This window comes from Aurantiacibacter arachoides (genome assembly GCF_009827335.1).
GTDB classification, from domain to species: domain Bacteria; phylum Pseudomonadota; class Alphaproteobacteria; order Sphingomonadales; family Sphingomonadaceae; genus Alteraurantiacibacter; species Alteraurantiacibacter arachoides.
In genome coordinates this window covers 2517126-2542951 of sequence record NZ_WTYH01000001.1, presented here as the reverse complement: position 1 = coordinate 2542951, position 25826 = coordinate 2517126, and the positions used below count along the sequence as shown (strand labels likewise).

General features: G+C 58.9%; 26 protein-coding genes. 8 read left to right on the top strand and 18 right to left on the bottom strand.

Going from position 1 to position 25826, the window contains the following annotated elements; all coding sequences use genetic code 11:
• Window positions 1-4: 4 nt before the first annotated feature.
• From ccoS to GRI62_RS12370, 17 genes are all read right to left on the bottom strand, one after another.
• Window positions 5-190, bottom strand: coding sequence for a cbb3-type cytochrome oxidase assembly protein CcoS (gene ccoS / locus GRI62_RS12450; RefSeq protein WP_131453631.1), 186 nt, complete (start codon window positions 188-190; stop codon window positions 5-7).
• Entirely contained in the window at window positions 187-2322 is a 2136-nt protein-coding gene (locus GRI62_RS12445; RefSeq protein WP_131453918.1) for a heavy metal translocating P-type ATPase, read from the bottom strand. Before GRI62_RS12445 ends, ccoS begins: the two co-directional genes overlap by 4 nt.
• A complete protein-coding gene (locus GRI62_RS12440) occupies window positions 2319-2768 on the bottom strand; it encodes a FixH family protein (RefSeq protein ID WP_131453630.1) in 450 nt (149 codons plus the stop codon). Before GRI62_RS12440 ends, GRI62_RS12445 begins: the two co-directional genes overlap by 4 nt.
• Window positions 2765-4375 (bottom strand): cytochrome c oxidase accessory protein CcoG, encoded by a 1611-nt coding sequence (gene ccoG, locus GRI62_RS12435; protein WP_131453629.1) that lies wholly within the window; start codon window positions 4373-4375, stop codon window positions 2765-2767. Before ccoG ends, GRI62_RS12440 begins: the two co-directional genes overlap by 4 nt.
• Window positions 4362-5273 (bottom strand): cytochrome-c oxidase, cbb3-type subunit III, encoded by a 912-nt coding sequence (gene ccoP / locus GRI62_RS12430; protein ID WP_131453628.1) that lies wholly within the window; start codon window positions 5271-5273, stop codon window positions 4362-4364. Before ccoP ends, ccoG begins: the two co-directional genes overlap by 14 nt.
• Window positions 5266-5442: a cbb3-type cytochrome c oxidase subunit 3 gene (locus GRI62_RS12425; protein WP_131453627.1), complete on the bottom strand. Its 177-nt coding sequence runs from the start codon at window positions 5440-5442 to the stop codon at window positions 5266-5268. The genes ccoP and GRI62_RS12425 overlap by 8 nt, the downstream gene beginning before the upstream one ends.
• Window positions 5439-6191, bottom strand: a complete 753-nt coding sequence (ccoO, locus tag GRI62_RS12420; RefSeq protein WP_131453626.1) for a cytochrome-c oxidase, cbb3-type subunit II — start codon at window positions 6189-6191, stop codon at window positions 5439-5441. Before ccoO ends, GRI62_RS12425 begins: the two co-directional genes overlap by 4 nt.
• 10 nt (window positions 6192-6201) lie before the next feature.
• Entirely contained in the window at window positions 6202-7878 is a 1677-nt protein-coding gene (ccoN, locus tag GRI62_RS12415; protein WP_131453625.1) for a cytochrome-c oxidase, cbb3-type subunit I, read from the bottom strand.
• A 79-nt stretch (window positions 7879-7957) separates the two neighbouring features.
• Window positions 7958-8659 (bottom strand): helix-turn-helix domain-containing protein, encoded by a 702-nt coding sequence (locus GRI62_RS12410; RefSeq protein WP_160731885.1) that lies wholly within the window; start codon window positions 8657-8659, stop codon window positions 7958-7960.
• 130 nt (window positions 8660-8789) lie between these two features.
• Window positions 8790-9515 (bottom strand): Crp/Fnr family transcriptional regulator, encoded by a 726-nt coding sequence (locus GRI62_RS12405; protein ID WP_188669389.1) that lies wholly within the window; start codon window positions 9513-9515, stop codon window positions 8790-8792.
• A 23-nt stretch (window positions 9516-9538) separates the two neighbouring features.
• Entirely contained in the window at window positions 9539-9958 is a 420-nt protein-coding gene (locus GRI62_RS12400) for a hypothetical protein (protein WP_131453623.1), read from the bottom strand.
• Window positions 9959-9987: 29 nt separating this feature from the next.
• Entirely contained in the window at window positions 9988-10332 is a 345-nt protein-coding gene (locus tag GRI62_RS14715) for an NnrS family protein (protein WP_160731884.1), read from the bottom strand.
• 297 nt (window positions 10333-10629) lie between these two features.
• Window positions 10630-11073 (bottom strand): hypothetical protein, encoded by a 444-nt coding sequence (locus GRI62_RS12390; RefSeq protein WP_131453621.1) that lies wholly within the window; start codon window positions 11071-11073, stop codon window positions 10630-10632.
• The gene (locus tag GRI62_RS12385; protein WP_199799942.1) at window positions 11066-11563 is read right to left on the bottom strand and encodes a group III truncated hemoglobin; all 498 of its coding nucleotides are present in this window, start codon (window positions 11561-11563) and stop codon (window positions 11066-11068) included. Before GRI62_RS12385 ends, GRI62_RS12390 begins: the two co-directional genes overlap by 8 nt.
• Window positions 11560-11901, bottom strand: coding sequence for a DUF1971 domain-containing protein (locus tag GRI62_RS12380; RefSeq protein WP_131453620.1), 342 nt, complete (start codon window positions 11899-11901; stop codon window positions 11560-11562). Before GRI62_RS12380 ends, GRI62_RS12385 begins: the two co-directional genes overlap by 4 nt.
• A 1-nt stretch (window position 11902) precedes the next feature.
• Complete coding sequence (locus GRI62_RS12375; protein WP_131453915.1) at window positions 11903-12262, bottom strand: response regulator; 360 nt, start codon at window positions 12260-12262, stop codon at window positions 11903-11905.
• A gap of 29 nt (window positions 12263-12291) precedes the next feature.
• A complete protein-coding gene (locus GRI62_RS12370; RefSeq protein WP_131453619.1) occupies window positions 12292-12981 on the bottom strand; it encodes an alternative oxidase in 690 nt (229 codons plus the stop codon).
• 216 nt (window positions 12982-13197) lie between these two features.
• Between GRI62_RS12370 and GRI62_RS12365 the strand changes: the two genes are divergently transcribed.
• Complete coding sequence (locus tag GRI62_RS12365) at window positions 13198-14610, top strand: sensor histidine kinase (RefSeq protein WP_308420836.1); 1413 nt, start codon at window positions 13198-13200, stop codon at window positions 14608-14610.
• Entirely contained in the window at window positions 14600-15223 is a 624-nt protein-coding gene (fixJ, locus tag GRI62_RS12360) for a response regulator FixJ (RefSeq protein ID WP_131453617.1), read from the top strand. The genes GRI62_RS12365 and fixJ overlap by 11 nt, the downstream gene beginning before the upstream one ends.
• 170 nt (window positions 15224-15393) lie before the next feature.
• Here fixJ and GRI62_RS12355 read toward each other — a convergent pair whose 3' ends face one another.
• On the bottom strand, window positions 15394-16674 hold the full coding sequence (locus tag GRI62_RS12355) for a serine hydrolase domain-containing protein (protein ID WP_131453616.1): 1281 nt from the start codon (window positions 16672-16674) through the stop codon (window positions 15394-15396).
• Between the two features lie 334 nt (window positions 16675-17008).
• Between GRI62_RS12355 and GRI62_RS12350 the strand changes: the two genes are divergently transcribed.
• From GRI62_RS12350 to GRI62_RS12325, 6 genes are all read left to right on the top strand, one after another.
• Window positions 17009-19075, top strand: a complete 2067-nt coding sequence (locus GRI62_RS12350) for an ATP-binding protein (protein ID WP_160731883.1) — start codon at window positions 17009-17011, stop codon at window positions 19073-19075.
• A 334-nt stretch (window positions 19076-19409) separates the two neighbouring features.
• On the top strand, window positions 19410-19802 hold the full coding sequence (locus GRI62_RS14570) for an excalibur calcium-binding domain-containing protein (RefSeq protein ID WP_131453614.1): 393 nt from the start codon (window positions 19410-19412) through the stop codon (window positions 19800-19802).
• A 112-nt stretch (window positions 19803-19914) separates the two neighbouring features.
• The gene (locus GRI62_RS12340) at window positions 19915-20274 is read left to right on the top strand and encodes a thermonuclease family protein (protein ID WP_131453613.1); all 360 of its coding nucleotides are present in this window, start codon (window positions 19915-19917) and stop codon (window positions 20272-20274) included.
• A 205-nt stretch (window positions 20275-20479) separates the two neighbouring features.
• On the top strand, window positions 20480-22534 hold the full coding sequence (locus GRI62_RS12335) for a PAS domain-containing sensor histidine kinase (protein ID WP_131453612.1): 2055 nt from the start codon (window positions 20480-20482) through the stop codon (window positions 22532-22534).
• Window positions 22535-22538: 4 nt separating this feature from the next.
• Complete coding sequence (locus tag GRI62_RS12330; protein ID WP_131453611.1) at window positions 22539-22889, top strand: response regulator; 351 nt, start codon at window positions 22539-22541, stop codon at window positions 22887-22889.
• 78 nt (window positions 22890-22967) lie between these two features.
• Window positions 22968-24728: an RHS repeat-associated core domain-containing protein gene (locus tag GRI62_RS12325; RefSeq protein ID WP_131453610.1), complete on the top strand. Its 1761-nt coding sequence runs from the start codon at window positions 22968-22970 to the stop codon at window positions 24726-24728.
• Window positions 24729-25826 lie beyond the last annotated feature (1098 nt).

The following is a 25826-nucleotide window of genomic DNA, read 5'->3' as shown; positions in this document are numbered from 1 at the left end:
GTCTTCACGAGCCGATTTCCCGTGGTTCGCCGCTTGCGGGGGTGACTTCTTCCTCGTCATCAATCAGAATCCGGTTCGCCGCCCCGTCGAGATCCTCGAATTGACCGTTGCGCATGGCCCAGAAGAACAGGAAGAGACCCGCACCGCCCAATGCGAGAGCGACTGGGATCAGATAGACTAGAACGCTCATGCCGAGGGGCTCTTTGCCGCGCTTGCTAAGCGAAGCGAATTTCCCACGACGATCAGTGAGCTGAGTGACATTGCGATCGCGGCGATCAGTGGCGTCACGAGACCCGCCAGCGCGAGCGGCACCGCCACCACATTGTAGCCAATGGCGAAACCGAAGTTCTGGCGAACGATACGCATCGTACGGCGCGCCACCCTTACTGCGAGTGCGACCGGCATCAGAGCCCTACCCAGGAATACCGCGTCGGCGGCTTGCTGACTGACGTCGCTCGCACTGCCGGGTGCGATCGATGCATGGGCGGCGGCCAGAGCCGGGCCGTCATTGATCCCATCGCCGACCATGAGCGGGCGGCGCCCATCGGCTTTCAGAGCATCGAGTAGCGCCAGCTTGCTGTTCGGGCGCATTTCGGCATCGCCTGCGATGCCAAGTTCATCGGCAAGCGCTCCCACGGGGGCTTGCCGATCACCGGAGATGATGCGGCTGTCGATACCGCTGGCACGAAGAGCGGTGAGGGTTTCGGCGACATCTGGCCGCATCGGATCGACAAAAGGAATGGCGATCAAACATTCTCCGAGCCGAAGGGTCGTGGACAGTCCATCACCGACGATGTCGGTCCGCGCCAAGGCAACGCAGGTGCCGAACCAGTCACCGCTGATGCCCTCCCCGCCCACCTCGGAAATCGAACCGACGGCAGCGGGCGTGACACCTTCAGTCTCAAGCGCGGTGGCGAGACCCCTGCTCAAGGGATGGCGACTGGCTTGCGCCAGCCCGAGAGCGACGGATTTTTGTTCGCTCGACAAGCGATCGATCTGTGGGATCGGCTCTCCTAACGTCAGCGTGCCAGTCTTGTCGAACAGGGCGGTATCGACCTCCGCCAGCCGTTCGAGTGCGCTTCCGTCCTTCACCAGCAGGCCGCGCTTTGCAAGAACGCCTGACGCCACCACTTGCGCTGCGGGAACTGCCAGTCCCATGGCGCAGGGACAGGTGATAATGAGTACGGCAATAGCGATGACCAGCGATTGGTATAAACCGACGCCCGCAATCATCCACCCCCCGAATGCCACCAGCGCGAGGGTATGAACCGCCGGCGCGTAAAGGCGCGAGGCGCGATCGGCAATGCGCACATAGTGACTACGCGACTGCCCGGCCTCGTCCATCAACCGAGCGATTTCGGCTATCACCGTATCGGACGAGGCAGCAGTGACGCGCACACGGATGGGATTGGCCAGGTTTATAGCGCCGGCATGGACCTGATCGTCCTTGGCCAAGGACTGAGGCGTGCTTTCACCTGTCAGCATTGCGTTGTCGATAGAGCTTCGACCGTCTTCGATCACTCCATCAGCAGCCAGCACCTCGCCAGCTGCGACAAGCATCAGCATATCCGGCTCGAGATCTTCCGCAGCAACCGTTCTTGTAGATCCGTCTTCCACCAAGACACGCGCTGTCTTTCCCATCCGGGATAGCAGTGCCCCAATCCCCGCGCGGGTCTTGTTTCGCATGGTCGCATCGAGTGCGCGTCCGGCCAGCAGGAAGAACAGCAGCATGACTGCGCTGTCAAAATAGGCGTGCTCGCCTCCGGTAACAGTCTCGTAGGTGCTCAGTCCCGTAGCGAGGAGGACGCCGATGGAGATCGGCACATCCATGTTCGTCCGGCGATGCCGCAGCGCCATTGCTGCGCTCGAAAAGAACGGACGCCCGGCATAGGCAACCACCGGAAGCGCGATCAGCGCCGAGAGCCAATGGAACAGCTCCCTCGTGACACCGCCCGCCCCCGACCAGACGCTGACCGAGAGCAACATGATGTTCATCATGCCGAACCCTGCGACGGCGAGAGAACGCAGCAGGGTTCGGCTCTCGGCGTCATCTTGTCCGAGCGGGTTGGCATGGGCGGCCTGTGCTTCGAAGCCGAGCCTTTCGAGCGCGGCAACCAATGCGTCCTCATCCAGCGTCCTGTCGTGCCGAACAGCGACCCGTTTCGCGGAGAAATTGACGCGCGCTGCCTCTACCCCCTCGACATCCCGCAAGCCTCGCTCGATCTTGCCGATGCAACCGGCGCAGCGCATGCCCGGTACGGTGAAGCGGCTGTCTGTGAGCTCGGGGCGATCAGTTGCATCTAGGGCTATCGGGGCATTCACTTCATGTGATCTTCCGTCGACCAAGTCAGGCCATCGGGTGAAGTGATGGTTAGCCGGACAATCCAGCGCCCGGGCTCCAGCGGCTCCAGCGATACGTGATTTCCGGGTGTCGCCTCAATAAAACGAAGCTGAGTGGTTTCGGGCTTCCCTAGCGGTCGACGGGTGACCGCAACGACGGTGGACTCGGAAGGCACCGAGGTGGTCTCGACAATGAGATGGCCGTTATTGCTGTGCGACATCTCCACTGTCCATCCTAGCCCTTCTTGACGCTCGGCAGCCTCAAGCCAGCCGTTGAATTCCTGGCTGGCGACATAGGAGTTCTGGACCACCACGCCTCCGAATCCGCGAACGGCCAGCGTGGCCATGAACAGGTTTACCGCAATAATGATGATGAAGCCGGACACGATGATCACGGCCATGTGCTTGCCGGTGAATTCGCTCTTCATTCGCCGCCTCCCGGCGTATCGAAGCGCGCTTCGGTTTGAGTGCTCTCCCGCTGTTCGTCCCGAGATGTCACGCGGAAGCTGAACTCCTGCGTGTCCGCTCCTTTGGGTGCTATGACGTAGGCGCGAACTGCGAGCACTTGGTCTGCCGGAACCATCTTGATCTGCGTGCGGGCAGCCGCGTCGCGCCCGGTGGTGTCGGTCCACATCACGGCGCCGGGAAGACCCTGAAGCCCTATCTCCATCTCGCGCGGCCGGCTCTCCATGTTCCGCAGCTTGAGAGTATAGGAATTACGCACCGATCCGTCGCTCATAAGGATGTAGGGCGGATTGCGGTCAGGCGAGACCGACAGGCCTACATGGCTGCGCGCGCCCAGCGCAAACAGCATTGCAAGCCCAATGCTTCCCCAAATGAGGAAATAGGCGATGGTCCTCGGCCGCAGCAGGGCCTTCCACGGCGGCCGCGTCGCTTCCCCGTTCGCTTCCTTCTCGCAGTCCTCGAGTGTCGCGTAGTCGATCAGGCCGCGTGGTCGCCCCACTTCGGCCATTACCTTATCGCAGGCGTCGATGCACAGGGCGCAGGTGATGCAGCCGACTTGCGGTCCTTCGCGAATGTCGATCCCCGTTGGACATACGGCCACACACTGTAGGCAATCGATGCAGTCGCCGAACTTGCCGGGGTTCTTCTCCGCCTTCTTGACGCTGCCGCGCGGTTCACCGCGCCAGTCCTTGTAGGTCACCAGGAGCGACTTCTCGTCCATCATCGCCGTCTGGATGCGCGGCCAGGGACACATGTAGATGCACACCTGTTCGCGCATGAAGCCGCCAAGCGTGAAGGTGGTGAGTGTAAGGATCGCCACGGTGATGTAGGCCGCGGGTGCCGCCTCGCCCACCCAGAAGTCGCGCACCAGCGTAGGCGCGTCGGCGAAATACATGATCCAAGCGCCGCCGGTCCAGAAGCTGATGACGAGGTAGATCGTGTACTTGAAGCTCCGCTTGGTGATCTTCTTCGGTCCGAGCGGGGCTGCGTCTAGCCTAATGCGGGCGTTCCGGTCACCATCGACGAAGCGGTCGACATGCTGGAACAGGTCGGTCCAGACCGTCTGCGGGCAAGCGTATCCGCACCACGCCCGGCCCACCGCGCTGGTGACGAGAAAGAGGCCGAGTGCCGCCATGATAAGCAAGCCAGCGACGTAGTAGAATTCGTGTGGCCAGATCTCGATGCCGAACATGTAGAACCGTCGGTTGGCCAGATCGACCAACACCGCCTGATCGGGAGCGTAGGGTCCGCGATCCCAGCGGATCCACGGCGTGCCGTAGTAGATCGCCAGCGTCACGAACATGACAAACCACTTGAGCCGCCGGAAGGGACCGTCGACGCGTTTGTTGTGGACCTTGGTCCGCTTTTCAAACAACTTGGTCGGGAGGTGCTGTCTTGGCGGCTCGTGCGGCTCGTGGCGAAGTGTGGTCGCTTCCGGCTCGGCTACGGCGCCGGATACTGGCTCGTTGGTCTTCGCGCGTCCGTCCTCAACGACGACCGAACAGTCGCGGTTCTCGCCTTCGCGGCGGGGAAGAGCGCTCGACGCCCGGGCGGAATCACGGTTCTTCATCGATCTCCACCGTGGGGTCCTCGGCGACTTCAATGAGCTCCTCTCCGCCGCCGAGCGACCAGACATAGGCTGAGACCATCTTGATAGTGACCTGATCGAGGCGGCCACTCCAGTGCGGCATGCGGCCCATCCTGGGATCAAGGATCTGGCGGCGGATGTCTTCGCGCGAGTTCCCGTAAAGCCAGATCGCATCGTTGAGGCGTGGTGCGCCGAGCTCGCGATTTCCTTCGCCGACCGGGCCGTGGCAGAGTGAGCAGTTGCGTTCGTAGAGCTGCGCTCCCATTCCGCTCGATGGACCCTCGCCGTTGAGCGACTGAACATGGCTCACGAGCGCGTCGAGTTGACTGCGCTCAAAGAAGTCCGCGAACGACGGCATTAGGCTCCCCCGGGTGTCCTCCACGCCCGGCGAGCGGATGCCATTTACCAGCGTGTATTCGATGGCCTTGAGATCGCCGCCCCAGATCCAGTCGTCGTCGTTGAGGTTGGGGTAGCCCAGCGTCTGGCTGCCCGCGGCTCCTGATCCGTGGCATTGGGAGCAGTGCACCTGGAACGCGGAGCGGCCACCGGCCACCGCCTGAGCAAACAGTTCGCTGTTCTCGGGCAGGCGCTCGATCGGAATTCGCGACAGTTCCTCGCGCACCGTGACCCAAGCCTGGTCGACGACGCTCATCTCATCGGCGAGTTCGCCGCGACTGCTCCAGCCGAGAACGCCTTCTGTCGCCTTGTCGACGAGCGGCCAAGCGGGATAGAGGATGACGTAGACCACGCCCCAGACGATGGTCAGGTAGAGCGTCCAGAGCCACCAGCGCGGCATCGGGGTATCGAGTTCCTCGATGCCATCCCATTCGTGACCGACGGTTTCGGTGCCGGTCGGCTCGTCGATGCGCTTATTAATCATCGCCGAATCCCTCGATTTCCTCTTCTTGAAATATCGAGCGCGCCGCTTCCCGGTTGTGTTGCTTGGCACCGGGCCGGAACACCCACAGGCACAGACCGAGAAAGAGAACAAGAAGCGCGACCAGGCCGTAGCTGTCCGCAAGATGGCGCAACTGGTCGTAGAGGTTCATCGACCTTTCTCCTCTGCCAGCCGCTCCTGCGCTGCCGCGCTTTCGACATCGACTAGCGTTCCGAGCATCTGCAGATAGGCCACGAGCGCATCCATCTCGGTCACTCGGCCGGGATCGCCGTCAAAGTCGCGAACCTGCGCCTTGGGATAGCGTTCCTGGAACCCCTCGACATCGCCATCACTGTCGGGGTCTGCCTGCAGGATGATATCCGCCATGGCCTCACCGATGTCGCGGTCTGTGTAGGGAACACCCACTCGGCGCAGCGCGATCAACATGTCTTCTGCGTTATTGGTGTCGAGCCGGGTGTTTCCGAGGAAAGAGTATTGCGGCATAATGCTCTCGGGCACCACGCTCTGCGGATCGCGTAGGTGCTGGACGTGCCATTCGTCGGAATAACGCCCGCCGACGCGCGCGAGATCGGGGCCGGTGCGCTTCGAACCCCATTGGAATGGGTGATCGTACATGCTTTCCGCTGCCAGGCTGTAGTGGCCGTAGCGCTCCACCTCGTCTCGGAACGGCCGAATCATCTGGCTATGACAGGCATAGCAACCTTCGCGCACGTAGATGTTCCGGCCCGCCTGCTCGAGCGGCGTATAGGGTCGCATGCCGTCGACTTCCTCGATCGTGTTGTCGATCCAGAACAGCGGGGCGATTTCGACGATGCCGCCAATCGCCACAGCTATGAAAGATCCGATCGCGAGCAGGTTGATGTTCTTTTCCAGCTTCTTGTGCTGGGAGGCGAGGCCCATGACGCGCTTCCTATTCGGCTGGTTCGGGGGTTGCGGGACGCACGATGGGTCGATCCTTGTCGGGATCGTAATCAGGCATTGCGCCCATCGGCGCTTCCTCGCGCAGCTTGCCCGCGATGGTCATCCAAACATTGAAACCCATGATGATGGCACCACCCAGATACATGGCACCGCCGACAGCGCGGATGATGTAAAGCTCATGCAGCGCCGCGACAGTCTCGGCGAAGCTGTTCACGAGATACCCGTCAGGCCCGTATTCGCGCCACATTAGCCCCTGGGTGATGCCTGCCACCCACATGCTGGCAGCATAGAAAACGATTCCAAGCGTCGCGAGCCAGAAATGCCAGTTGATCATCCGCAGCGAATACATTCGCTCGCGCTTCCATAGCCGAGGAACGAGGAAGTAGACTGCGGCAAAACTAATGAGACCGTTCCAGCCCAGTGCCCCGGAGTGGACATGCCCGACGGTCCAGTCGGTGTAGTGCGACAGCGAGTTGACGGCCTTGATGCTCAGCATCGGTCCTTCGAACGTCGCCATGCCGTAGAAGGCCATCGCCATGACCATCATCCGGATGATCGGATCGGTGCGGACCTTGTCCCACGCACCGTTGAGCGTCATCAGGCCGTTGATCATGCCGCCCCAGCTCGGCATCCACAGGATTACCGAGAACACCATGCCGAGCGTTTGCGCCCAGTCGGGCAACGCCGTGTAGTGCAGGTGATGCGGCCCCGCCCATATGTAGAGGAAGATCAGCGACCAGAAGTGAATGATTGACAGACGGTAGCTGTAGACGGGCCGCTCGGCCTGCTTTGGCACGAAGTAATACATCATCGCGAGGAACGGCACGGTGAGGAAGAACGCGACTGCGTTATGGCCATACCACCACTGGGTCAGCGCATCCTGCACCCCTGCGAACGCGGAGAAGGACAGCGAGCCGTTCAAGGAAACCGGCACTGCCAAGTTGTTGACGATGTGCAGCATCGCGATGGTGATGATAAAGGAAAGGTAGAACCAGTTCGCCACGTAGATGTGCGGCTCGGTCCGGCGCGCAAGTGTGCCGACGAAGACGATGAGGTAAGCCACCCAGACGATCGTCAGCCACAGATCCACGTACCACTCGGGCTCGGCATATTCACGGCTCTGCGTCACGCCGAAGAGGTATCCCGAGGCGGCCAGAACGATGAACAGCTGATAGCCCCAGAATACGAAGCGGGCGAGCGCGGGGAAGGCGAGCTGCGCCCGACAGGTGCGCTGCACGACGTAGAAGCTGCTGGCGATGAGGATGTTACCGCCGAATGCGAAGATTACCGCAGACGTATGGAGCGGCCTGACCCGCCCGAAGTTGAAATAGGGTTCGAAATTGAGCTGCGGAAATGCCAGCTGCGAAGCGATAAATACGCCGGCGAGCATTCCCACGATTGCCCAGAACATGGTGGCAAGGACGCCCCACCTTACCGGGTCATCGTCATAGCGGGTCAAGCCCTCGGGCATGCGGAAGAAGCCACGCGCCTTTCCTAGAGGATCGAACCGCGCAGCCGACATGCACATCAAGGCGAAAGCGATAATGCCGATGATCGTCGCGTGTGCGGCAAAGCCAGGGTCACGCGCGGTCGCTACAAACACTATCGAGAGGGAAAGGACGCCGAACCATAGGCCCGCCCGCCCAAGGGCTGCTTCCGCCTGCATCAGAGACTCCGGATGATTTATTAGCGTCCCTATGCGGCCCCAACCGGAACCGCATTGACTCAGATCAAATCAGAAAGATTCAAGCGATCCAGGGCACTAGCGCAGCACATTCGCGGAGGCTGACCCTATCGAGGATCAGAATTTCAAATCGACCCTGGCTTGCGATGATACCACTATTGCGCAGTTCGGTGAGCTGACGACTGACCGTTTCGATAGTCAGGCCTAGACTGTCAGCAATTTCGCGACGAGACATTGGCAGGATAAGCGAGATGGCCTCGCCTCGATGCTCCCCGATCCTTTCCACCATCGTAAGCAGGAAGCTCGCCATGCGCTCGCGCGCCGTTTTCCTTCCCAGTAGTACCGACTCTTCGCGGGCTCGATCCAGCGCTAGAAGCGACCTGTCGAAGATACTGCAAGCTGCATTACCGCACTCGGTCGCCACCCGCATAAATTCTCGTGCCGGGAATGCAATCAGACGGCATGCGGTAAGAGCATGAAGGGCGTGATGTGTCTGCGAGGCTGGCGAAAGGGCAAGGAATTCACCACCGAAGGCGAAACAGACGATATGCTCACGATCCACTCCAACATGAGCGACCAGCTTCGCGGCTCCGGCTGAAAAGAAGACCACCCACCTATGGCTTCCTTCATTGAGTTCTGCCAGTTCTCCTGGCCCCACATGGTGAATTCGCCCCAAAGACTGGAGACGCTTGATGCACGATACATGCAGATCTGGCGGCAGTATCGTTTTCGCAAAATGCTCGAATGGCTCGACCTGCGACATGAGTGGAAATCCCGGCATCTAATGACGGGTCTGCGATTCCAGTCACGCGGGAGCAATTCATTGATTCAGGTCAAACAGCTGTCTTGGCTTCGAGGACGGCTAAGGGTTCTCGGCCACCGGCGTGTGCTGACTACGCCGCGAGGTTTTCCAGCACATCTCGCTTGCAGATAGTAATGTTTCTGCGCTCGCTGACCTTGATGACGCCGTCCTCCCGCATCTTGGTAAACTGCCGACTGACGGTTTCAATAGTGAGACCGAGGATGTCCGCAATCTGCTGGCGCGACATCGGGAGTTCGAACCGGTCCGGATCGGTTCGGATGGAATTTCGACAGGTCGCGGCGACGGAACGCGCGCCGATTTCCAGCAGCAAGGTTGCCAGTCTCTCTTCGGCATTCATCCGGCCGAGCAAGAGAATCCAGCGCCGGGTCCGGTCGAGTTCGCTCAGGGTCCGCTCGAGAAGCTTGTGCTCGAGTTTGGAGTGTTCAAGGGCAAAGCGCTCAAAATCGGGACGTCGGAACACGCAGACCACGGAGTCGGAAAGCGCCTCGGCATTGTAGGGAGTCGTATCGCTGAAGGGTCGGCCGAGGAAGTCGGACGGGTAGGCCAGGCCAAGGATCTGCTCACGACCGTCGCTCGTTTGGGTAGAAAGCTTGAGAACTCCCGATACGACGTTCGCGACGAGGACCGCCTCGTCGCCCGCCCATAAGAGTGATTCGCCGGCTTCCAGATTTCTTCGCCGGCCGATCTTGTTAAGCAGGGCTATCTCGTCGTCTTCAAGATCGGCGCAGATCGCCCGATTCCGCACCGAACAGGCTTGGCAAAAATTCAACTCGTCTTTGGGTGCGGACGCTTCCATCGTCCACACGTAGGCTTCGCATCTCAGCTTTCCAAGCAATCCTTCGGTTCAGAGGACAGCAGGTAATGCGCAGCCTTGCGCAGGACCCATGCATAAATCCCCATCCGGGCTACATCCAGAATGATCCACCAATGATGGAGCGAAGAAGGTTCGACTACGGCGCCCGCGATGAGGGCCAGCGTGCGCTCCTCCAGTCGGGGCATGAGGATAAGCCATTGAACGAGCAGAATTGCGGATGCCCAGAAGATCAGCCACCGTAGCCGACCACGCGCTACGAAGGAAAGGGCGGCCAACATGACGCACTCCCCTCCTAGCGATGCGCGAAAAGTGACCCTTCCCACCGCGAGCAGGTGTGCAATCGGTACATCCGCTGCAAGGAATTTCACCGGCGTCGCAACGAACGAGAGCGAGAAGAGGAAAGCGAACGCTGAAGCGGCGAACACTATAGTCCATAACTCGCGTCGGAAGGGTGTCATGACCCGTTCTCGCCTGCCCCGTCGTTTCTCGCCGAAAGGGGTATCGAAATATGCTGAGACAGAAACAAGTCGAACGCTCCGAACCACGCCGCTCCTGCGACAGCGAGCACTGCCTGCTGCTCACCGATTAAAAAGCCAGCCGAGACTCGTGCGGTCGCTGCTACAGTGCCGAGAACGTAGAAGGCGGCAGTAATTCGGCTCGCTTCAAACGGGCGTCCTGCATGTCTAACGACCCTTCTCGAGCCGAGCGTTGCACCGCCAGAACCTTGGCCGCGGCCGCTCAGAACGCTTCGGGATTGAGCGAGTTGTCGTATTCGTGGGTCACAAGTCTCTCGATCCATCCCAAGCGCCTTTCTGCGCAGACCCGCGATCCGGTGCCTGGAGTGTTCCCGAGCAGGCGCGGGATGACTTCGCGGACTTATCAAAGTCATTTTGTAGTCCATGCAACCAAGCCAGAAACCGAGAGAGTATGCTCGACGATACATCATTTTTGGCATGAAACCTCGGCGCACATCTCCGCACATCTAGTGGTCCAGGAGGTGCGGGTTCACCGCAATCGGGACAGAACATTGGATGTTTCCTCGCCCTAAATTGAGTTTTCTTGGTTCATTTTACTACCGCGGTGATGACAGCGATCCCTACCCCGAAGAATGCGACGGCGGCAGGAACGATGAGCACCTGGACAAAGACCTCGTCGCGCGCCAGCGGCCGTAGGCAGTTTGGAGAACTGCCCCTCGACGTTCGAGCGCGCTGAGGGGCTGCGGAGGCGATTGGCGCAGCATAGTGCGCGCCGTTCCAAAGAACATCGCGACATAGATGGCCGCAATGGCGATCGCGAACCCCGCATGCGCACCGCCTGTGGCCCCGAGCAGGGCAAGGAGGAAGACGGCATAACAGGTGATCATCGCTCGCCAGACATTGGCCGGTAATTCGAACATTCGCGCTTCGGGTTGTTGCGGCGCGGCAACCGCCTCGTTGTCGTTGGCCTCGATTCGAGCGAGCGGGACCACCACATCGGGCGAGGGATCTCGCTTGCCGCGCAGCGGTGTGCTTGCGAGAACTTCAAGAGCAGTATCAGACATGGGGCAAATCCTTTCCTGCGCGCCCTCCGGCCAATCCGTCGCGGCGCATTGTGATTGCAGTTAACAGGCTGTCGGCGATCATCCTCGCCCGGGCACCGACGAGTTCGGTCGCCGCGTGCTGGCCTTCGGCATCCCGCAATGTCTCGTAAAAGAGATCGAGCCAGTGCTCGAAATGCCTGAGCTCGAGACCCGGGATCGCGAGGTGTTTGAGCATGGGATTGCCCGAAAACTCGCCGCTATTGTGGAGCACCGAACGCCAGAATGCCTTCATGCGGGTGAGGTGCGATGGCCAATCGGCGATGCGCCCCGCGAAGATCGGTCCGAGCAGGCTGTCCTCGCGGATCTTGGCGTAGAAGGCTTCGACGAGATCATCGATGAACTCAGCATCAACACCGATATCCTCTGCAGCCGCGCGTTTCTCGGCTCGCTTCTGGTGCGCGCGGGCCCGTGTGTCCGCCTTGGACTTGGACTGGGTGGCACCATGAGTCATACCTGCTCCCCTTGGTCCGCCGGAGCGGTTTTCTTGCCGCCGTGTTGCGGATCGCGCAGGAACTCGACGTAGAACGTCACCGTGCCGATCGGCTCTACCCGGTGGAGGATCGTGGGTTCGACCAGACCGGGTGCGGTGTCGGGCGTGAGCACCTCGTCGGTCGATGTGCGGCGGGGATCGGTCACGAGATAACGCAGCTTGCCCTCCTCCACATGGATGAGGCCCCAGACCCCATCCTTGGTCGAGTGATCGGCGAGCAGGCCCGCCGGCACGGTGGATTGGGTGAATGCCGCCGTGCGTTTGTAAGGTTCGAGATCCGGAGTAAGATCGACTTTCATGTCAGGCTGCCTTTCGAATTGCGAGCAGGGCACGAATGGCGTGGCTGAGTTCATCGCCGAGAAGCGGTTTCTCGATCAGCTCGGCGCTCATTGCGTTTACGCGAGCGCGAAGCTCGGCATTCGGATTGGTTGCAAGGACGATCGCCGGCACCATGAAGCCTTGCATTCGCAAGTCGCGAAGGACTGCCACACCATCGCCAAGATAGGTCTGATCGATGACGAGCGCGGCGGCGACTGTGGGATCGATTTCGTCAGCCGCCGCGTCGACGACCTGGAAACCTTCGACCGCCAGTGAGAACTGGAGGGAAGACAGGACCGGCCGATCGCCGATGAACAGCAAAATTGCTTCTCGATTGATCATGATCCGTCTTCCCTCAGCGGCGACCTGGGTCAGGCCGCCTTCTTCCAGTTCGGTTCGAGCGTCACGTGCGGCGGGCATTCGGCGACCTCGCCCACCGGAAGACCTGCAAGTTCGTTGGCGAAGCCGTGGTTCACGTCGCGGTGGTGCGCCTCGTCGGCACGGACCACTAGGACCACGTCGCGCAAGGTGGCGTCGTCGGGCAGACCCCAATAGCGCTTGGCGATCTCGGGTGCCGGCACGTTCGGGCTGCGATCCTCGTCGATCTCGGCGAGATAATGCGTGTAGCTGATCACCGCCTCTTCTTCGAAGTAGCCCACCACCCGGTGCGCGGTCTTCGAGCTGATCAGGTAGAGCGCGAAGAAAAAAAGGTAGAACACCCATTGCACGCCGATGATCACCGCGCGTTCGAACCAGGTCGGCTGCGAGACTTCGATGAAGGTCATCAGATGCATGCGCTCATTTTCGGCTTCATCCATGAGGGTCTTGATCCAGCCTTTGTCGTCGCACATGCGGCGCAGGCAGGCGAGGTGATTGATCGTAGCGCCGACCATGCCGGGCACGGCTGCCACGGTTTCGAGCACGACGGCTCGGTGTCCGTAGCGCTCGGCAAAAAAGGTGTCGGCCGTCCAGCGCAGTGCTTTGGTGAAGCCGAATGCGGTCCGGTCGGAGAGCCCGCGAGGGTTGTGGTGGACGCTCAGATCGATGAAAGGTGCAGTCATTGAAACTTCTCCGCTTGGCAGCACCTTTGCGAGAAGCGCCGCTGTTGGGCTTATCTACGGCGACGAACGAAAGCGCGAAATTTGGATGATCACCCTACTGTGAGCACCCTAAGGGCTTCACCGGAGGTAGGGCGCACCAGCTTCGTCAGCCGGTTCCTGCCGCGACTGTCGTTCTCGACCGCGTTGGTGCTTGCCCTGATGGCGATAGGAGCGGCAGTGGCAGTCCGTCTGCTGTTCGCCGACGAACTAGGTCAGCGCGCCACGTTCATTTTCTTCGTGCCTGGCGTCGTGGTCGCGAGCGCTCTTTCCGGCTTTCGCGCCGGTGGTCTCGCGGCTGTAGCGGGCGCTGCCGCGGGACTTTGGTGCGACAGCTTGAGCGGACTGATCGAGAGCGGAAGCCTGATCGCAGCGGCGGCCTTCGTGCTCATCGGTATTTCGGTGGCGATAGGCGGGGAATGGTTCCAGCGCGCGCGGATCGAGACAGAAGCGGCGGCGACCGCGCTCGGGCGCCGCGAAGCTCTTCTGCGATCGATCCTCGATACCGTGCCCGATGCGATGGTCGTGATCGACGAAGCAGGTCTGATTCACGATTTCAGCCTCGCCGCCGAACGCATGTTTGGATGGAAGGCGGATGAGATCGCCGGACGCAATGTCAGCGTGTTGATGCCCGATCCCTATCGCAGCGCGCATGACAGCTATCTCGAGCGCTACTATCGAACGGGCGAACGGCGCATCATCGGTAAGGGACGCGTCGTCGTCGGCGCCCGCAATGACGGTTCTACCTTCCCGCTTGAATTGGCGGTGGGCGAGATGAAGGCCCAGGGGCAGCGCTTTTTCACCGGTTTCATCCGCGATCTAACCGAACGTCAGCAGGCGGAAACGAGACTACAGGAACTGCAAAGCGAACTGGTGCACGTCTCCCGGCTCACCGCTCTAGGCGAAATGGCTTCGGCTCTCGCGCACGAAATCAATCAGCCGCTGTCGGCGATCGCAAACTACCTCAAGGGCAGCCGAATGCTGCTTAAGCGCCAAGACGTCCCGCATGAGCGCGTGGCAGACGCTGTCGATCGAGCCGCAACCGAAGCGCTGCGCGCAGGCGATATCATCCGACGACTTCGAGACTTGGTGGCCCGCGGCGAAACTGAACGAACCATCGAAAGCCTGCCGAAGCTCGTCGAGGAGGCAAGCGCGCTGGCACTGGTCGGCGCCAAGGAGCACGGCATCCGCGTCCAGTACGCGTTCAGTTCCGAGGTCAACTTGGTGCTGGCGGACAAGGTGCAAATTCAGCAGGTGGTCCTTAATCTTGTGCGTAATGCCGTCGACGCGATGGCGGACTCTGCGGCCCTGCAACGCCACCTGACGATCTCGATCGAACCGACCGATGGTGGAATGGCCGCGGTCGTAGTGACCGACACCGGTCCAGGAATTGATCCCGATGTGGCCGAGAAGTTGTTTCAACCCTTCATCACCACCAAGCGCACGGGTATTGGCGTGGGCCTGTCGATCTCCCGCACGATCGTCGAGGCGCATGGCGGGCGGATCTGGGCGCAAGAAGCACAGAGTGTTGGCGCGGAATTCGGCTTCACGCTCCAATGTGTTACAAGTCAGGAACTTTACGATGGCGAATAGCGGAGCGAACGATCAGATTGTCTATGTGATCGATGATGACGAGAGCGCTCGCCATTCTCTTGAATTCTTACTCGATGTCGCCGGCATCCGAGTGCGCTCGTTCGGGTCGTCTGACGCTTTTCTGCAATCCTCTCCGGCGCTGGCAGGTGCCTGCGTGGTCACCGATGTGCGCATGCCTGGCACTAGCGGTGTCGAACTTGCTAAAAAACTAAAACAGCGTGACGCCGCAGTTCCGGTCATCGTAATTACCGGACATGCGGACGTTCCGCTCGCTATTCAGGCGATGAAAGCAGGCGCGTCCGACTTCATCGAGAAGCCCTTCGAGGACGAGGTAATCCTTTCAGCTATCCGCAAAGCTTCTGCCGAAAAGTTGGAGGACAACCAACTTCAAGCCGAACGAAACGAAGTGTTCGAGCGCATCGGATCGCTGTCGGCAAGAGAGCGCGAAGTGGTGGACGGGCTTGTATCTGGCAAGGCCAATAAGGTCATCGCGTTCGATCTCGAGATAAGCCCGCGCACCGTGGAGGTCTATCGCGCTAATGCGATGATGAAGATGCAGGCAAAGACACTTTCCGATCTTGTTCGTATGATGACAATTGCGCAGTTTAGCTGATCGATCTTCGTATGTCGGCTTAGTCAGCCCCGACATCAGAACAGGTCTTTCTGCTCACGGCCCAATTGTTGACCAGAATTGAGCGCTTGCAACTCGGCTAATGGAATAGAGACCAGAACGACAGGAGCAGCATCACCACGATGGGTCGCCGCACATGCGCCTACGTTCGCTCACTCCGGAGTGACACCGGAATAATCCGCACCATAGACAGCAGAGCGGAAATCATGGTGCAATGCATTGTCGAACGGGACTTTCTGGGTTGCGAAAACGACTGCCATGTCCTGACCGGGATCCACCCAGAACAACATAGAGGGAAGGCCATCCCAGAAAAATTCGCCGACCGTACCTCTGTTCTTTTCCGGAGACATGGGCGCCGCCGTTCGCACGAAGACGTTCAATCCAAAGCCTCCCGTTCCTTTGCTCGGCAACCACATCCGGTTCTCGTTGGATGTGCGTGGGTCGAGCATGTCGGTTGCCATCAGGCGGACGGTCGCGGGTTGTAGAATACGGCGCCCTTCCAGTTCGCCCTCGTTCAGCAGCATGCGGGCGAACCGCATGTAATCGTCCACGGTGGTAACAATGCCGGAGCCGCCCATCGTCATCGGATTTCCGGCGAAGTTGGGTTCGAGCCATTCCTCGCGCGGCATTGGGTTGAGGGCACCATGCTCGTCGGCGATGTAGATGCGGGCCAGCCGGTCCAGATCCCCACCATCGCGCCTCCATGCACTGTCGGTCATGCCTAGCGGCGCGAAAATATTCTCCGCCACGTACGCGTCGAACGCCATGCCCGACAAGACTTCTACAAGCCGAGCCTGCACATCAACGCCGGCAGAGTAAATCCAGCGGGTGCCAGGATCGGCTCGTAGCGGCACTTGTGCCATCGCTGCAGAAAATTCAGCGAGGGTGTTGTCGGCTGAGAGCGGTTGCAGCCGCTCCCAGATGATGTCCGCCGGCTCATCAGAATCGCCGTATGTAAAGCCAGCGGTATGGCGCATGAGATCGCGAATGCTGGGCGGACGGGATGGATCGCGCAGTACGAGATTGCCGTCGCTGCCGATTACCGTGGCGACTTGCAGGCCTGCATATTCGGGAAGGTGCCAATAAAGAGGATCGTCGAGCCCGAACCGGCCCTGCTCCCACAGCTGCAACAATGCGACGCCGGTTACCGGCTTGGTCATGGAAAAGATTTGTACCAACGTATCACGGGCAAACAGCCGGTTATCCTCGCGCGAAGCAAAGCCCGCATTTTCGAAGCAGACTTCGCGTCCGCCTTTCCAGACCAAGGCAGACGCCCCGACGGTCCGACCTTCGGCAACCGCACCGGCGAGAAAGGTGGCTACCGCTTGGCAATCTGGAGCGAACGATGAAGCGAGCCTCGCATTCGTGTCAGGCGTCGTTGCACAGGCCGCGAGCCCCAAAGCACTCACCAGTAAAATCCAATGTCTTGCCATTGCTTGCCCCCTCCGCGCCTCTCGGTCCCCGCAAATGTCTCTCGCCTGCAACACGCAGAACGAGATGCCGAGGATTACGGACCGACGCATCTAAGTCGATTGTCGAGCTTTACCGCTGTTAACGCTTACGCACGTCATTTGATGCCGCCGCGCCAAATGTCCGCTTCCCCTCTCGCCGAGCCTGAATCGTTTCTAGACGCACCTATTACGTTGCGCCGCATACCGGCGCGACTAGGAATGGTGCATGAGGACGAAAAACCACGAGCGATCATCTATGGCTCCCTTCTCGCAAACGCGCATCGTGAGCTCAGCGGCCCTATTCGCAATTCCAATAATGCTACTGCTTCTGGCGCACCTTCTGTCTCTACAATTTGAGAGTAGCGAGCGTCTTGGAAGCCAGGTTGAGCAGTCTTACCTGGCTCGCAACGAAATCCAGCGGATGTTGTCGCTCCACCAAGACATCGAGATCGGCCAACGCGGCTACGTGGTCACCGGGGACCCCGCCTTCCTTGCGCCCTATTTGGCGGCGCGACAGGAAGTCGGGAATTCAATTAATCAGGTCGAAGAGAGGTTCGGACCGCGCTCGGCGCGCACCCAGGAGTTCGTTAGGCTGCGAGAACTCTCGGAGGCCAAGCTCGATTTTTCCAAGCGTACGGTCCAGCTGCGAGAGCTTGGTGCCGCTTCCGAAGCAGCTGCGCTTATCAGCAGCGGGCGCGGCAAGTCTCTAATGGTGTCGATCCGCAGCATTGTGGAGCAAATCGAGGCAGCAGAGCGGGTGCGCCTTGCGCAAGTCACCCGGATGGCCGACGAAGCGCAGCGCTCCTTGCAGCTATTTACGTATGCTCTTCTCGCTCTACTGGGAGCTCTCCTGTTCGGCGCGGCCTTTTTGAACAGCAGAAGCATGGCCGAAAAGAATGCCGCAGTCCGCCGGCTTCAGGACCTTTCATCGCGCCAGGAAACGATATTTGACAGCGCCAAAGACGGCATCATCATGCTCAACGCAAGCGGGAGTATCGAAAGCCTAAATCCGGCCGCAGCCCGCATGTACGGTTACGACGAGGCCGAGCTAGTCCGGCGCGATATCGGATTACTGTTCGAAATCGCACCAGACCATGGCGAGGTCGAAACTTTCCTGAAGCGGCTTCAAAGGCGGCGGAAGGGAGATGTGGGACGCACTCAGGAGTTCATGGGCCGCCGCAAAGACCACAGTACATTTCCAAGCGACGTAGCCGTCAGTCCTGTCCCACTCGCGGACGGGATGCGCTATGTGGCGATCGTGCGCGACATTACCGAACGCAAACACGTCGATCAAATGAAGTCTGAGTTCGTTTCGACGGTAAGCCACGAACTGCGCACTCCGTTAACCTCGATCGCGGGTTCCCTTGGCCTGCTCGTGGGCGGCGCAGCGGGACAGCTACCGGATACTGCGAAAAGACTTTTGGAGATCGCTCACTCGAACAGCGAGCGGCTGGTTCGATTGATAAATGACATTCTCGACATCGAGAAGATCGAATCAGGGAACATGCCCTTCGAAATGCAGACGGTGGAACTTACGCCATTGCTCGACCAGGCGGTGCAGGCGAACCGAGGGTTTGCAGAGCGCCTCGGCGTCTCATTCCGGCTCGAGTTTGGTCCTGCCGATGCGGCGGTTTTAGCCGACCCGGACCGACTGATGCAGGTCCTGACGAACCTTCTATCCAACGCAGCCAAATTCTCGCCTGACGGGGGAGAGGTGAACATTTCCGTCCTTCCCCTCGATCGACGCTTCAGAATTACAGTCGCGGACAAAGGGCCCGGGGTTCCGGAGGAATTCAAGCCGCGGATTTTCGACAAGTTCGCGCAAGCCGACAGCTCCGACACCCGGCAAAAGGGCGGCACAGGTCTCGGCCTTAGCATAGTGCGGGAAATCGTGGTGCGGCTCGGGGGCTCTGTTTCTTTCGACAGCAAGCCGGGGGAAGGGACAGCCTTTCACGTCGATCTTCCCGCTGCGGAGCCGAGCTGGGTAGAGGCGCCGGCACCTGCCGGAAGTGCTCACATCCTTCACGTCGATGACGATCGGGACGTTCTAAAAGTCGTTCAGAGCGCTTTTTCGGGGCGCGCACATGTCACCTCGGTCACCAACATCGAGGAAGCTAAGCGTGCCCTGACGGCAGAAAGGTTCGATCTCGTTATTCTCGACATTGCGCTACCTGACTGCAGTGGGCTCGAACTCCTTCCGGTCCTTCGTTCTCCCGGCGACAGCGCTACCCCCGTCGTCTTGTTTACGGCACAAGATGCGGGGCCAGAGCTGGAGGAGCAAGTCGAGGCGGTCCTGACCAAGTCAAAGGCGAGCCTCGAGCGGCTGGTCGAAGCGGTGGAGACACTGCTGCGCGATGCTGGGACGGTGAGCGAGGAGGCTTAGCGGCGCGCATTTTCTATGCCGACGACGATGACGCTATTCGTCAGGTCGACGCGTTGGCGATTGGGCTCGATACTGAATTTGATGGTGATACGAGGAGATTCATCGGTGCAGGATCGGCATAGTGCGTCAGCCTCAGCAACGAGAGCGTTAGCGGCTGATTGGCAGATGCCAGTTGATCGGGGACCGAAGCCGACAGAAAGGTCAGGCCCTCTCCACTATGTAACTGCGCCGGCGGACCTCAACTCTCGCTTGGGCTACTATCCTGTTGCTCCCGTTAAGCGATTGTTTGCAGCCGCATCGTATGCGATGAACTTGGCAATCGGGCTAGGGAAAGATGGCACGTCAACAACGCCAACAGAGATTCGGCCTCGGCACCATCGTGGCAGTCGGCCTAGGCGGTATCGTCGTAGGGAATATGTTTTCTGCCAGAGATGAGCCCCCGCCCGAGTACCGGCTTATCGGCGAGTTCGAGCGCACCGCAACTGCAGCAGATGTTGCCGACACCGACCCTCAACCTGCGACACTTTATCAAGCTCCGGAGCTGCAGCCAGAACCCGAACCTTGGCCAGAGCCGGAGCCGGTTTACATCGCGCCCGCACCAGTGACCGCGGCCTATTTCCGTAACTGCTCCGATGCTCGGGCGCAGGGTGCCGCCCCGGTGAGAAGCGGCGATCCCGGCTATTCTTCAAAGCTAGACCGTGACGGTGATGGAGTTGGGTGCGAGTGATGAAGGAATGGAGCGACGATGACCCCGGCGATGTTGCCCTTCATGTCGAATTTCTCTTCCTTCTGACGAGCTTCGTTTTTGTCGTAGGGATTGGATTGATTGCATGGTTTCGATGGCCGCGCTCCTGGCGCTCTCATTTCCGATAGCAGTGTGTCCCAATCAGGGTGTGCGCATCACCTGCGTCCACGATGGCGATACCTTCATCGTCGATCGCGAACGCATCCGCCTGATGGACATCGATACGCCTGAAATGGAAGGGCAGTGTGCAAGCGAGAGCCGGCTGGCCGTGCGCGCCCGTGATCAGCTGGTGGCAATCCTCAATAGCGAACAGTTCGTTGTTCATCGGGACGGTCAGGACCGCTACGGTCGCACGTTAGCCGTAGTCACAAACTCGCGGGGGTCGGTGGGAGATCAACTGGTTCGCGAGGGATTGGCTCGCACTTGGTCAGGCCGTCGCGAGCCGTGGTGTTAAGGTGAAACAGCCTCCGCATCTTTCTGCGCAATTGCTATAACATCGGGTGCTATGCTCTGTGTCAATGTGGCAACTAAGGTGTTGCAGTAAATTAATTAGGAACCTCAACGAACTCGGTAGCTTAAGGGCGAAAGGCGAAGTGCTGTCGGCAAACACCCGTGAGCGCTTTCGGTTCATAAAACGGGAAAGATTGAACGGATGAAGAATGGGTAAGGATTCTTCGACAAGCCCAGTGGCGTTCCTCGCTGAGGGCGGGGCACTGGGTCACATGATGCTTGAATTTGACTGGAGTAAATCCCCTCTTGGCCCGCCAGCAGAGTGGTCGCAATCACTTCAGTCTGTCGTCTCCCTGATGATCAGTTCGCGCTTTCCAATGTTCATTGCGTGGGGCGACGATCTGGGTTTTATTTATAACGATGCTTATGCGCCAATCCTAGGAAACAAGCATCCCCATGCGCTCGGACAGCCCTTCAAGGAGATCTGGCAGGAGATCTGGGACGATCTCGAGCCTCTGGTCGACGGGGCACTGAACGGCGTTGCCTCATGGATCGAAGACCTGCCTCTCACGATGAACCGGCATGGATTTGAGGAGGAAACCTATTTCACTTTCTCGTACTCCCCTGTCAGAGATGAGGGCGGGAAAGTGCGCGGCCTGTACTGTGCTTGCACGGAGACCACACAGAAGGTCTTGGCGATCCGAAGCAATAAGGCCGAACGCGAGCGGCTCGAAACCCTCTTTGCACAGGCGCCGGGCTTTATGGCGATGCTGACCGGACCGCAGCACAAATTCGATCTCGTAAACGCCGCATACCAAAGTTTGATCGGAGATCGCCCTCTACTTGGAATGACAGCGAGACAGGCGCTTCCCGAACTCGACGGACAAGGCTTCTTTGACCTCCTCGACAGCGTTTATGAGAGCGGAGAGCCATTTGTCGGACGTCAGCAGCCGCTCCACATCCGACGAAGGCCGGACGAGCCTCCGGAGCTAGCCTATGTCGATTTCATCTATCAGCCGATTAAGGACACACATGGGAAGGTAACCGGTATCTTTGCTGAAGGGTACGAGGTCACAGAGCAGCGGAATTTCGAGGAGCGGCTTGCGTCACAAGCTTATATCCTTGAGACGCTCAACCGGACGGGCACAGCGCTGGCGTCCGAGCTCGATCTCGACAAAATCGTTCAGCAAGTGACGGATGCGGGAGTTGCTCTCACATCTGCGCAGTTCGGCGCCTTCTTTTATAACACCGTGGACGAAAGAGGAGAATCATTGTTTCTCTACAGTTTGTCCGGGGCTGATCGGGATAAGTTTGACCAGTTCGGTCACCCCCGCGCGACACCAGTCTTTAAGCCAACTTTTGATGGCACAGAGATAGTGCGTTCCGACGATATCACACGAGATCCAAGATACGGTCACAATGTCCCACACCATGGACTTCCCAAGGATCACCTTCCCGTAAAAAGCTATCTGGCAGTGCCGGTTAAATCGCGAACGGGAAAAGTCATCGGAGGATTGTTCTTCGGACATGAAAACCCAGCAGTTTTCACAGATGCGCACGAAGAGCTGATCGGGGGCATCGCGTCTCAGGCAGCCATTGCTTTCGACAATGCCCAGCTTTTCCGTGATGCTCAAGTCGAGATTACCCAGAGAAAATTGGTCGAAGAGCGTCAGGTTTTGTTGATCAACGAGCTGAATCATCGCGTGAAAAACACGCTCGCGATCGTTCAAGGCTTGGCGCAGCAATCCTTTAAAAACGATGTTCCAAGCGACGTAGCCAGAGCCTCGTTCGGGGCGCGTTTGAGCGCACTTTCCGCAGCTCACAACCTGCTGACCCGTCAGAACTGGGAGAACGCTCTCTTGTCGGAGACGATCAGGGACGCTGTTGAAGCCACGACGGGCGAGGACGCATGTCGGGTCACTCTCGAAGGCCCAGATGTTGTTCTATCCCCCCAGACGGCAGTTTCCTTGGCCATGGCGATTCATGAGCTCAGTACAAATGCGATCAAGTACGGGGCGCTGTCGAACAAGGCCGGCACAGTCGAAGTCAACTGGCGGGTCGAGAGAACCGATGGCAAGCCACGCCTTCACCTCCAATGGACCGAGACAGGCGGCCCTCCCGTCAGGGCTCCCGACAAGAGGGGTTTCGGAACACGCATGATCGAAAGAGGCCTCGCTTCTGAGTTGCAGGGGGAGGTTGAGCTTAATTTTCGCTCCTCGGGTATACAGTGCACCATCACCGCTCCGCTTCCGAAGCAGGACTGAGGGTATGCAGTACAATTCAGTTCTCATTCTCGAAGATGAGGCGATCGTGGCATTCGCTTTGGAAGATATGCTTATCGACCTCGGCTGCAACAAGGTTTGCCTCGCTACGACCATCGACGAAGCGTTTGGTTGCTTGGAAAAGTTCGTCCCTGAAGTGGCAGTGCTGGACGTGAACATCCGCGGAGAGCGAAGCTATGGGGTAGCAAAGGCACTGAATTTTCGAGGAATTCCCTTTATCTTTGCGACCGGTTACGGCGACGCTGAACATCCAGAAGCGTTCGCGGGCGTTACCACCTTGACCAAGCCTTACAGCCCAGAGCAGTTAAGTGCTGCCCTCGAGGCTTCAGGCGGATAACGGTGCCGTCGCTCGGTTCTGAGCTGCAGTTCAACGAAGTCATTGATGGCGTTCAGCTGACTGAAGTCCATCGCCCGGATGGCGTCCGCAGAGCATCAGGTTACCCGCGATGTGTTCTTCGGTTACGACCTGATGAGCAATATGGAGTACGCGCGTTTCGACAGCGCCGCAGGTGAGGGGATCTCCAACACGTTCAACGCATTCGGCCAGTTGCTGAGCTCATCAAACAACATGGACAGCGTGACGCGCACGCTTAGCTATCAGTACGATGTGGGAGGGAGGCGCACGCGGATCACTCATCCCGACGCGAACTACTGGGTTAATGCCTTCGATGCGCTCGGCCGTTTGACCAATCTGCCGCAGCAGGGCGGAACGGCACTGGGAACGCGGACCTATACCGCGCAGGGTCGCCCCTCCGCCAACGCATGGACCAACAGCACTCTTAGCGCCAACCAGTCCTCATGGACCTTCGAAGCTGCGGGTCGTCTCTCCGCAATGACAGTCAATCTCAACGGTACCGCCAGCGACGCCAACTGGACCTTCGCGACCAATCACGCGAGTCAGCTGACGAGCGAGACGCGCGACAACGATGCCTATGCGTTTGGAAACCATGTAAACTTCGATCTCGACTACGCGCCGAACGGACTGAACCAGTACGCCGTGGTGGAGGCTGTGTCCTACGGTTATGACGCCAGCGGGAACCTGACCTCGGACGGCACCACGACATGGACCTACGACACCGAGAACCGCATGGTCTCGGCGGTCACCGGTCCCGCCACAGTAACGCTGCGCTACGATCCGCTCGGTCGCCTCTACGAGGTCAGCAACAGTGCGAGCGGTTCCCAGCGGCGCCACTACTACGACGGGCAAGATTTGGTGCTTGAGTACTCGGGCAATGGTACCCTGCTGAGACGCTATGTTCACGGACCGGGGGCGGGCGACGACCCGGTGATCTGGTATGAGGGCGCCGCAGTCTCGAACGCCAACCGCCGCTATCTCCATGCCGACCGCCTGGGCTCGACCGTGGCAGTGACGGATTATCAGGGAAGCCTGATCGCAGCCAACGCATATGACGAATATGGCGTGCCGGATCAGGACAACGTCGGCCGGTTCCAGTACACGGCGCAGGCGTGGGTCCCTGAGCTCGGTTTGTATTACTATAAAGCGCGCATGTACTCGCCGACACTTGGCCGGTTCATGCAAACCGATCCGATTGAATACGGCGATGGGATGAATATATATACCTATGTGGGGAATGACCCTTTGAATGGAGTCGATCCTAGTGGATTGGCCGCGGTAAATGATAACGACGACATTGAATACGGCTGCTCATTTGGGTTCTTTGGTAAGACATCGTCCTCAAATCTGAAAGACATTTGCGGCGAGAACGATGATGATTTTATGGATTACGCCATCCAAACTATAGACGCTCTTGTGAAGGAGGCATCCCGTCGAAATCGTTTCAATGGACGGTCTTTAGACTTTGGCAGACGCACATATCCGCGTGAGCAGCTCTGGCTTATTCTTATTGACGGGTCTATTTTTGAGCCAGAGACAAGAATTGATGAAGTTACAGTTTGCGGAAATGTCCTGGGGCAGCAGACTGCGATGATTTCCGATGATATACAAATGCAGACAATCGCCGCGGTTCACACCCACCCTGATTGGGCCTTTAGTTGGCCGGGGGCTGGGGATTACGCCACAGCGCGTCAACGGGAAGTCTATGGGATATTTCGAAATGGAGCATGGGCGTTGGATGGAACAATTTCGAGAGGCGGGGCTCCACGACATATTGAAGGTCGGAGGCCGTCCGCAGGGCCACCATCGCGAGGATGCTAAGAAATTGGTGTGGAATGTGGCATTTGTTTTTGCCTTGTTAACTACTTCATGCACGAGAGCGGAGCCAACCTCCCAGACGGATATCGTTCAGACATCAACCATGGTCACAGGCTGGCTAGCATATCGCGGAGAATGGATTGTCTTCCCTTTGAGGGACATCAATCAGTATCGACCTTTTTCAAATAATGAGCCACGCTGTGTTAGCCTTGTGACCGACGAAAGCCTAGCTAGGCGATTGCCTGCCTTCGAGGGCTCGTTTGTCGAGATTAACGGGCGAGCCGTGGATTACGAGAGTTTGCCTACTGGTGAAAATGACGTGGACAGGTTTTTAAACAAAAGATACTATGGGGGAAGTTTTGTGCCGAACTTTTGCTTGCAAAACTTTGTATTTGAAGTCGTTAATTTCTCTGATGCAGATGATCTATAGATATTCTATACACAGTTTGCTTTTCATCGCGGATCGGCCAATAAAGGAAAGTTGGCACTGCTTTATTTTACGACGGCACTCGAGGAAATGGTAAGCGCCACCCGGGCAACACGTTTGTGCGATCGTATGGCGGTGCGGGCTCATGTTGCGGCAAGGTGCCGAATAGGCATTGCGGAGCGCTGACCAACCGTTTGCCCGCGCGACAGCTAGAGGACGAGGGTTGCTGGCGCGTAAGACGTGACTCCCATTAGATGAAAAGACTTTTAGTATAGTGGTTCACGACATGAGGCTGTCTCCGCCAAAATATAGCGGGCTTCAAGACGTTATTAGCTTGCTGCAAAGAATGATGCCGAACTGTTCGCAGCGCAAGCGTCATCGGTCGATCAGGGGGGGGGTGAGTTCTATGCCGCGCTGGATTTCTTGCGCGAGAGCCATACTGGTGGTGACGCGGCTCGACTGCCAAAGCGGGCCACCTCACCATCGCCGCCACGCTTGATTCAAGAAAGGTGCATTTGCGCATGCTAGACTTCGAAGGTCGAGCGATGGACGCGCACAACCCACGGGGCGGTTGCGATACATTCACAGCATAAGTATCGCGCTCGCACTACCATCATGCTGTGCTGGAGGACAAACTGGTTGAACTGTTATAGTCACCAGCGGCGTTGCCTACG

Excerpts from the sequence above, each read along its gene's own strand:
- GRI62_RS12335 (WP_131453612.1), top strand. The coding sequence starts at position 20,480 with ATGGGTAAGGATTCTTCGACAAGCCCAGTGGCGTTCCTCGCTGAGGGC.
- GRI62_RS12350 (WP_160731883.1), top strand. The coding sequence starts at position 17,009 with ATGCTACTGCTTCTGGCGCACCTTCTGTCTCTACAATTTGAGAGTAGC.
- GRI62_RS14715 (WP_160731884.1), bottom strand. The coding sequence starts at position 10,332 with ATGGATCGAGAGACTTGTGACCCACGAATACGACAACTCGCTCAATCC.
- ccoO (WP_131453626.1), bottom strand. The coding sequence starts at position 6,191 with ATGGGCCTCGCCTCCCAGCACAAGAAGCTGGAAAAGAACATCAACCTG.
- GRI62_RS14570 (WP_131453614.1), top strand. The coding sequence starts at position 19,410 with ATGGCACGTCAACAACGCCAACAGAGATTCGGCCTCGGCACCATCGTG.
- GRI62_RS12340 (WP_131453613.1), top strand. The coding sequence starts at position 19,915 with ATGGCCGCGCTCCTGGCGCTCTCATTTCCGATAGCAGTGTGTCCCAAT.
- ccoG (WP_131453629.1), bottom strand. The coding sequence starts at position 4,375 with ATGAAGAACCGTGATTCCGCCCGGGCGTCGAGCGCTCTTCCCCGCCGC.
- GRI62_RS12325 (WP_131453610.1), top strand. The coding sequence starts at position 22,968 with ATGGCGTCCGCAGAGCATCAGGTTACCCGCGATGTGTTCTTCGGTTAC.
- GRI62_RS12440 (WP_131453630.1), bottom strand. The coding sequence starts at position 2,768 with ATGAAGAGCGAATTCACCGGCAAGCACATGGCCGTGATCATCGTGTCC.
- GRI62_RS12375 (WP_131453915.1), bottom strand. The coding sequence starts at position 12,262 with ATGATCAATCGAGAAGCAATTTTGCTGTTCATCGGCGATCGGCCGGTC.
- GRI62_RS12380 (WP_131453620.1), bottom strand. The coding sequence starts at position 11,901 with ATGAAAGTCGATCTTACTCCGGATCTCGAACCTTACAAACGCACGGCG.
- ccoS (WP_131453631.1), bottom strand. The coding sequence starts at position 190 with ATGAGCGTTCTAGTCTATCTGATCCCAGTCGCTCTCGCATTGGGCGGT.
- GRI62_RS12385 (WP_199799942.1), bottom strand. The coding sequence starts at position 11,563 with ATGACTCATGGTGCCACCCAGTCCAAGTCCAAGGCGGACACACGGGCC.
- GRI62_RS12410 (WP_160731885.1), bottom strand. The coding sequence starts at position 8,659 with ATGTCGCAGGTCGAGCCATTCGAGCATTTTGCGAAAACGATACTGCCG.
- GRI62_RS12390 (WP_131453621.1), bottom strand. The coding sequence starts at position 11,073 with ATGTCTGATACTGCTCTTGAAGTTCTCGCAAGCACACCGCTGCGCGGC.
- GRI62_RS12405 (WP_188669389.1), bottom strand. The coding sequence starts at position 9,515 with ATGGAAGCGTCCGCACCCAAAGACGAGTTGAATTTTTGCCAAGCCTGT.
- GRI62_RS12355 (WP_131453616.1), bottom strand. The coding sequence starts at position 16,674 with ATGGCAAGACATTGGATTTTACTGGTGAGTGCTTTGGGGCTCGCGGCC.
- GRI62_RS12425 (WP_131453627.1), bottom strand. The coding sequence starts at position 5,442 with ATGAACCTCTACGACCAGTTGCGCCATCTTGCGGACAGCTACGGCCTG.
- ccoN (WP_131453625.1), bottom strand. The coding sequence starts at position 7,878 with ATGCAGGCGGAAGCAGCCCTTGGGCGGGCGGGCCTATGGTTCGGCGTC.
- ccoP (WP_131453628.1), bottom strand. The coding sequence starts at position 5,273 with ATGATTAATAAGCGCATCGACGAGCCGACCGGCACCGAAACCGTCGGT.
- fixJ (WP_131453617.1), top strand. The coding sequence starts at position 14,600 with ATGGCGAATAGCGGAGCGAACGATCAGATTGTCTATGTGATCGATGAT.
- GRI62_RS12370 (WP_131453619.1), bottom strand. The coding sequence starts at position 12,981 with ATGACTGCACCTTTCATCGATCTGAGCGTCCACCACAACCCTCGCGGG.
- GRI62_RS12330 (WP_131453611.1), top strand. The coding sequence starts at position 22,539 with ATGCAGTACAATTCAGTTCTCATTCTCGAAGATGAGGCGATCGTGGCA.